Below are 5,602 nucleotides of genomic sequence, written 5' to 3' on the forward strand. Positions count from 1 at the left end.
CATGACACTGGTGGACAGAACCCGCACACATTCCTGTACCCGCAGGAGCTGATCGGTAGGCTGCAGCGACTGACTCTGATACAATACGCGAAACAATTTGATCCACTTACACTTAAGTTTAAAGAAAACCTGTTATTCTGAATTATGAAGATCATCTTCAACAAAACAAAAGTTCTGGCGACCGTTGGCCCGGCCAGTAACACGTACGAACGGCTTCTGGCCCTGGTTCAGGAAGGCGTAGACGCCTTCCGATTGAATTTTTCTCACGGCGAGCACGAAGAACACCTTAAGGTAGTAGAGCATATACGCGAAATAAATAAGCGCTTTAACACCAATGTATGTATTGTACAGGACTTGCAAGGTCCTAAAATACGGGTCGGTGAAGTAGAGAACGGAGGCGTCGAGATCAAGGAAGGCCAGCGGGTTATTCTACGTTGCGACGGCTCTGTGAGCAACCACGACCACTTGTCTACTAGCTACACAGAACTGGCCAAGGACGTTAACCCCGGCGACACCATTCTTTTAGACGATGGCAAACTGGAGCTCGTGGTTTACTCGACTGACAAGGATTGCGTGGTAGAGGCGGATGTGAAATACGGCGGCGTTGTAAAACCACGTAAAGGCATCAACCTGCCGGACTCTTCCGTATCTGCCCCTTCCCTTACTGAAAAAGACCTGCGTGACCTGCACTTTGGCCTCGACCATGACCTGGAGTGGGTGGCCCTTTCGTTTGTACGCCGCGTAGAGGACATCATCGAGATCAAGCGTATCATTCAGGAGCGTGGCAAGGATACCCGTGTTATCGCCAAAATAGAGAAGCCTGAAGCGATCAAAAACATCGATGAGATCATTGCGGCTTCAGATGCACTGATGGTAGCACGCGGTGACCTGGGCGTGGAAACAGGTATGGAGCGCGTACCGATGCTGCAGAAGATGATCGTGGAGAAGTGTAACAAGGCCGCCAAGCCTGTGATCATTGCGACGCAGATGATGGAAAGCATGATCGTGAACCCGAAGCCTACCCGCGCGGAAACAAACGACGTGGCCAATGCGGTGATCGACGGAGCCGATACGCTCATGCTGAGTGCTGAGACTGCCGTGGGCGCATACCCGATCGAAACGATCCGGTCCATGAACCTGACTATCCACGAGGTGGAGCGACAGGCGGATATCTTCAACAAGAATTATATCCTCAACCCGCATTCAGATACCTTCTTCAACGACAGCCTGGTGGCCAATGCCTGCTACCTGGCCCGCGATACGAATGCCCGTGCCGTGATCGGTATGACCAAATCCGGCTATACGGCTTTCCAACTGGCTAAGCACCGCACCAAGGCTGATATCTTTATCTTTACGGAAAACGAGCGGCTGCTCACCACCCTCAACCTGGTGTGGGGCGTACGCGGCTTCTACTACGATAAGTTTGAGTCAACTGATGCGACCATTGACGACATCAAGCAGATGTTGCTGAAGGCAGGCTACCTGAATAAAGGAGATGTGTTCATCAACACAGCCAGTATGCCGCTCTACGAGCAGAAGCGCACCAACATGATCAAGCTCAGCATAGCTTAAGCACAGGTATAGACCTGACAAAAGAAAAACCCCTGAAACAGCTGACTGTTTCAGGGGTTTTATATTATACAAGGTATACGAACTCATCACACGCCCGGTAGCAGAACCAACTTGCTATAGGCAAACCATCATTTCAACATCGTTATACCTTCGGGGCAACACAAAAAGCCTTACACATTACGTGCAAGGCTTCAGATACTAAATTCCAGGAAAAACTAGGCTGCAGCCAGGCCGTTGATGTGCTTAGCCAGCTTCGACTTGTTGTTAGCCGCTTTGTTTTTGTGGATGATGTTTTTCTTTGCCAGACGGTCAAGCATTGAAGAAACTGTCTTGAAAAGTTCCTGCGCCTCGGTCTGATCAGTAGTGCCTTTCAGCCTCTTGATGAATGTACGAGTTGTTTTCGCCTGATATCTGTTACGAAGACGTTTAGCGTTGTTCGATCTGATTCTCTTTAATGCCGACTTGTGATTAGCCATGTTATTGTATACTAATTAAATATTTTGTTCCGTATCTAAATGAGTTTGCAAAGGTAAACCCTTTGCAGGTAATTTCCAAAACCTGCTGCCGATAAAAAGTACAGCTGTGCCATTTTGGTTCCTGCTGTAACAAAAGTAACATAAATATCTACAACAATGCATTCCTGCTTAAAATTTACTTCACCTGATCTCCTCCTCACGGCTACTTTGAAAACAGAAAAAGCCTGTGGCCATAGCCACAGGCTTTTGTTTCAGGTATAGCCCGGAAGCTTAGTTCTTTTTCCTGTCTACATCCACATCCACATCGATGTCACCGATTCGCTCCTGAACTTTGTTTTCGGTGCGGTTCCAGCGGTCTTTTACATCCTGCCATCCACGTTTGCCCTCCTCATCCCAGGTATCGCTTTTGGCGTCCAGTTCTGCTTCACGGCGATCGTATTCGGCCTTCATCTCTCTCCACTCCTCTTCTGTTGCGGTCTCAGCACGGGAGGAGTTCTCGTCTACCCAGACTGAAAACTCGCTGTACTCCCGGTCAGCTTCAGCGCCCGTTTCATCCAGTTCAACCTGTGCCTCATCCACTTCGGCATTGGTTTCGTTGCGGGTCTCTGTATCACAGGCAAAGGTAAAGGCACTTACTGTGAGCGCCATACCTAGTATTTTCAGGTTCGATTTAATATTCATATTTTCTATATATTGGTTGTGCCTCTGTATACGCTGCCACTATCTAAAAGAATATAAATATTTAAGGTAAAGTATATAACACTATTCAGGTATAGCGGCTGCAGGAGTCTTTCTATCTTCCTGCAACAGAGTAGGATAGACTAAACCTTCCTCTACTGTAGCAGCTTTATCTTGATTTAACTGCCACCCTACATCAGATCGTATCTCCCTCCACGGCTGCATCCGCATCCCGGAAGCGCGTCTCTGCTTTGCCCTCCGTTTCAGTCCATTGTGTTCTCAGCTTTTCCCATTCTGCTTTGGTTTTATCATCCCAGTCAGCGCTTTTGGATTCCAGTTCGGTTGACCTCCGCGTATATTCTGCCTGCATCTCATTCCATTCTTCTTCGGTGGCGGTCTCAGCCCGCTTTGCATTCTGATCGACCCAGGTAGCGAATTGCTCAAACTCGCTGCCGGCCTCCTGCCTGGTTTCGGTGCTGCAAGCCGGCAACAACATGCCGAGGAAACAGAAAAAACCTGCTATTTTAATCGCTGTAGAAAACTTCATAGTTTTGAAAGTTGTTGGTTATAAGAAAGACTACGGCAAAGAAATTGCTTGGGTCTATAGCAGACACTGCGCCTGGATTGACTTTGCTACTTTATATAAAATTATAAGCTTTATTAAGAATACAGTATTATGCCACTTATTCCTTCCAAGCATAAGCCACCCTTTTACCTCTTCAATGGGCACATGCAGACGATTGTACCCAGCCTGTTCAGGCAGGTAGAAGGGGTAACATATCAGCGGGAGCGTATTATTACGCCCGATGATGACTTCATTGACCTGGACTGGTCCCGGGCAAATTCCAAGACCCTCGCTGTGCTCTCGCATGGTCTCGAAGGTGATTCGCACCGACCTTACATCATGGGCATGGTCAAGGTGCTCAACGAGTCGGGGGTGGATGCCCTGGCCTGGAACTACCGCAGCTGCAGCGGCGAGCCCAACAAGCTGCTCCGCTCCTACCACCTAGGGGCATCCGATGACCTGGATGTCGTGATCCGGCATGCGCTTTCCTCGGGCAATTACCATACAGTCTTATTGGTTGGCTTTAGTGCCGGCGGCAACATCAGCCTCAAGTACCTGGGTGAATCTCCGCAACAGGTGCCTTCGGAGGTGAAGCGGGCGGCCGTGTTTTCGGTGCCCATCGACCTGAAGAGCTCGGCGCAACGCATCTCGAGGGTCTATACCCAGCGCTTTCTTAAGACACTTGGCCAGAAACTGGAGCAGAAAAAAGAACTGTACCCGGATGAGCTGGACCTGAGCGACTACAGCCTTTTCTGGTCTTTCCCCGAATTTGACAACAAGTATACGGCTCCCATACATGGCTTCAAGAGCGCAGACGATTATTATGCCCGCGTAAGCAGCAAGCAGTTTCTCCAGGGCATTCAGATCCCAACGCTGCTGGTCAATGCTAAAAATGATCCGTTCCTGACAAAGAATTGTTACCCGCTGGAGGAGGCAGAGCAAAACCCCTACCTATACCTGGAGACACCGGAAGATGGAGGCCATGTCGGCTTTGCCGAAGACATGCGCCACAACATCTACTACTCGGAAGCCCGCGCTGTGAGGTTTCTGCTGGAGGGGGAGTGAATGAATGGTTGATTGTTAAATAGTTTGATTGTTGTTTTTGGGCAGGTATGACTTTTGCCAGTTCGTAACTTCAACCAAAAGGCATAGGCTATACCTGTCAACTCAACAGCCTTTTGAAAATGGTATGCCCAACAACAATTAGCAATTAGCATTCAACAATTAAGGCATCGGCACTACCACCACCTTCTTCGTTTCAAAAAACTCTTCTGTAAAATAGTCTTTCAGGTCGTAGGTTTTGGTGATCAGGCCTGACTCGGCCAGTTCCTCCTGCAGGTCGCCGCCTTTGAGGTAATAGATGCCTTTACCCGGTATAGCTTCCCGCTTGAAACTGTTCATCACCCAGGGATAAAAATTCGCCAGACGCGTCACGGCCCGGCTTACTACAAAGTCAAACTTTTCACGCACCTGCTCGGCCCGGGTATGGGAAGCTGTCACGTTGTGCAGGTGTAGTTCGCGGGCAATCTCCTGCACCACGTGTATCTTCTTCCCGATAGAATCTACCAGGTGAAATCGAACATCAGGAAACATAACGGCCAGGGGCAGGCCCGGAAGTCCGCCGCCTGTACCTACATCCAGCACATGGGCATGCTCCGGAAACCGGATCACCTTGGCTATACCCAGTGAATGCAGGATATGATGCACCCCCAGGTGCTCCATGTCTTTGCGCGATACCACATTGATCTTCTCGTTCCACTCCTGGTAGAGCCCGGCCATACGCTCATACTTGTCCAGTTGGTCTTCGGTGAGCTCCGGAAAGTAGCCTGACAAAAGGGTGCGGATTGCAATGGAGTGGGACATTTGAGTTAGAGAGTTAAAGAGTTTAGGAGTTTAGGAGTTAGAAAGTCTTTTCTACCCAGGTATGATTACTATGCTGTTACAAGGTATAGGATTCCCGCCAGTAATGTGACGATGGCTACTACGGTAAAGGCCATCAGCAGGTCGAACAGCAGCACCAGTCCGGCATTGCGATACTTCCCTTCGTACTTTCTGTGCAGCTCCTGCTCTACCCGCTCCCTGCTCTTGTAGCGTTGTGCCAGGTATAGCCTGCCTATGCGGACCAGTAGTCCTTCTCCTGAAAAAGCTTTTTTCACTGTAAAATAATCTGCTTGGCTGCCTGCAAAAGTATAAAATAAGTATGGGAAGTGTCACAAATTATAAAGCCCCGGTCACACAAAGGCGACAGGGGCTCTAAAAAACGCAATCAATATTTTACTTTTAATTGTTGAATAGCTGCATTGTTTAATGG

The 5,602-nt window shown here is 48.9% G+C and carries 7 protein-coding genes; 2 read left to right on the forward strand and 5 right to left on the reverse strand.

Annotation, left to right across the window (positions count from 1 at the left end):
- The first annotated feature begins 144 nt into the window (after nt 1-144).
- Nucleotides 145-1,572, forward strand: coding sequence for a pyruvate kinase (gene pyk / locus OB13_RS16330; protein ID WP_461491245.1), 1,428 nt, complete (start codon nt 145-147; stop codon nt 1,570-1,572).
- 215 nt (nt 1,573-1,787) lie between these two features.
- Here the strand turns inward: pyk and rpsT are convergent, their stop codons facing one another.
- From rpsT to OB13_RS16345, 3 genes are all read right to left on the reverse strand, one after another.
- Entirely contained in the window at nt 1,788-2,048 is a 261-nt protein-coding gene (rpsT, locus tag OB13_RS16335) for a 30S ribosomal protein S20 (protein ID WP_461491246.1), read from the reverse strand.
- 270 nt (nt 2,049-2,318) lie between these two features.
- Nucleotides 2,319-2,729 (reverse strand): hypothetical protein, encoded by a 411-nt coding sequence (locus OB13_RS16340; protein WP_461491247.1) that lies wholly within the window; start codon nt 2,727-2,729, stop codon nt 2,319-2,321.
- A 193-nt stretch (nt 2,730-2,922) separates the two neighbouring features.
- On the reverse strand, nt 2,923-3,273 hold the full coding sequence (locus OB13_RS16345) for a hypothetical protein (RefSeq protein ID WP_461491248.1): 351 nt from the start codon (nt 3,271-3,273) through the stop codon (nt 2,923-2,925).
- A 129-nt stretch (nt 3,274-3,402) separates the two neighbouring features.
- Here OB13_RS16345 and OB13_RS16350 point away from each other — a divergent pair, with 129 nt between their 5' ends.
- Entirely contained in the window at nt 3,403-4,356 is a 954-nt protein-coding gene (locus OB13_RS16350; RefSeq protein WP_461491249.1) for a YheT family hydrolase, read from the forward strand.
- Between the two features lie 159 nt (nt 4,357-4,515).
- Here OB13_RS16350 and rsmG read toward each other — a convergent pair whose 3' ends face one another.
- Both rsmG and OB13_RS16360 read right to left on the reverse strand, forming a co-directional pair.
- Complete coding sequence (gene rsmG / locus OB13_RS16355; protein ID WP_461491250.1) at nt 4,516-5,154, reverse strand: 16S rRNA (guanine(527)-N(7))-methyltransferase RsmG; 639 nt, start codon at nt 5,152-5,154, stop codon at nt 4,516-4,518.
- A gap of 68 nt (nt 5,155-5,222) precedes the next feature.
- Entirely contained in the window at nt 5,223-5,447 is a 225-nt protein-coding gene (locus OB13_RS16360) for a hypothetical protein (protein ID WP_461491251.1), read from the reverse strand.
- Nucleotides 5,448-5,602 lie beyond the last annotated feature (155 nt).

Source organism: Pontibacter sp. HJ8, from assembly GCF_054824225.1.

What these genes read in the sequence shown, in the direction of transcription:
- pyk (WP_461491245.1), top strand. Translation starts at nt 145, where the DNA reads ATGAAGATCATCTTCAACAAAACAAAAGTTCTGGCGACCGTTGGCCCG.
- rpsT (WP_461491246.1), bottom strand. Translation starts at nt 2,048, where the DNA reads ATGGCTAATCACAAGTCGGCATTAAAGAGAATCAGATCGAACAACGCT.
- OB13_RS16340 (WP_461491247.1), bottom strand. Translation starts at nt 2,729, where the DNA reads ATGAATATTAAATCGAACCTGAAAATACTAGGTATGGCGCTCACAGTA.
- OB13_RS16345 (WP_461491248.1), bottom strand. Translation starts at nt 3,273, where the DNA reads ATGAAGTTTTCTACAGCGATTAAAATAGCAGGTTTTTTCTGTTTCCTC.
- OB13_RS16350 (WP_461491249.1), top strand. Translation starts at nt 3,403, where the DNA reads ATGCCACTTATTCCTTCCAAGCATAAGCCACCCTTTTACCTCTTCAAT.
- rsmG (WP_461491250.1), bottom strand. Translation starts at nt 5,154, where the DNA reads ATGTCCCACTCCATTGCAATCCGCACCCTTTTGTCAGGCTACTTTCCG.